This window comes from Stenotrophomonas sp. P5_A8 (genome assembly GCF_056400545.1).
The window spans coordinates 1-1,032 of the sequence record NZ_JBFULB010000585.1 but is presented as its reverse complement, the minus strand read 5'-3'; the positions used below and the strand labels follow the sequence as shown (position 1 = coordinate 1,032).

Annotated in this window: 2 protein-coding genes; one reads left to right on the top strand and one right to left on the bottom strand. The window is 57.9% G+C overall.

The genetic code is table 11. From position 1 onward, the window contains the following. Window positions 1–249 (top strand): hypothetical protein (locus AC1DQP_RS20855; RefSeq protein ID WP_478052479.1); only part of this gene is annotated, 249 nt, incomplete at its 5' end. Window positions 250–524: 275 nt separating this feature from the next. Here the strand turns inward: AC1DQP_RS20855 and AC1DQP_RS20850 are convergent. Beyond that, window positions 525–965 carry a hypothetical protein gene (locus AC1DQP_RS20850; protein ID WP_478052478.1) on the bottom strand — a complete coding sequence of 147 codons (441 nt, stop codon included), beginning with the start codon at window positions 963–965 and terminating at the stop codon, window positions 525–527. Window positions 966–1,032: the final 67 nt, after the last annotated feature.

Below are 1,032 nucleotides of genomic sequence, written 5' to 3'. Positions count from 1 at the left end.
CGCGTGGTCTTGCTCAAAGCGCAGCTTAAGGCTTACGCAAAGCACGGAACTCTTGATGCCGACCGCAAGGTTCAAACGTCGGCAGAGCAGGTTTGGTTCGGTAGCCACGTCAGGAACGCCAGCTCACATTTCCGCATGAAGAGCAATGCAGGGCCAAGGAACTGGGACAAGGGCCTATCAGAGCCTGGCATGGATATCTCCTACRCTCTCAGTCGCTTACAAAAAGGGCTCAATGGTCCAACTGAGTGAAGTCGCGCCCCATCGGGATGCTGGGGGCGAATCGGTTAGCTTCTCGACGAAGGCAGTCAGCATCGCGCCGCCGTGACGCCGTACCTGCCGTCGCCGTTGAAGGTCTGATCTAGCGCCCAGGCCTGTCGAAGAAGAGCTTCGGCCTTTTCGTGCGCCAGCGCGGCTCTCCCGCGTCCTCTCTAGTCATGACGTAATTGTCGGCCTGGCCGTCGCAGGGGTCAGGACGGTTGCAGCCGCAGCTGACAGACTTCGTCGTGTTCGATTATCCCGCTGGGTCACTGAAATCCCACACATGCCAGGGCGAGTGGCATCATCTGTCTAGGTATCGGGCGGAGCCTAAAAGCATGCGGCTGGAAACACGGGGTCCTGAGATCGGTCCCTGCAACATCTGCGGGAAGATCGGGAAATTGACGGAAGACCACATCCCACCCAAGGGTGTGCCAAGGGTCGGACAAGCCTATGCAACCAGCCTTGTAGCTGCGCTCGGCGCTGAGAAGGTTGGCAAGGGTAGTCGTCTCTTTCAGAGCGGCGTCAAGTATCGCTCCATTTGTCGTGCGTGCAACGGGGACTTGCTTGGCGCCGCTTACGATCCTCACCTGATTAAGTTCTGCAGGGACGTTGATGTCGCTTTCCGCAACCGACTCTACCTTCCTCAAGATTTCGAACTTCTTCCGAATCGCGTCTTCCGCTCTGTGGTCGGCCACTTGCTCGCTCATGGAGTCGGCCTGCATCGCAAAGGTCCTCTGCCCGCAGCTAAATCAGACTATTTCCTTGCACCTAGTC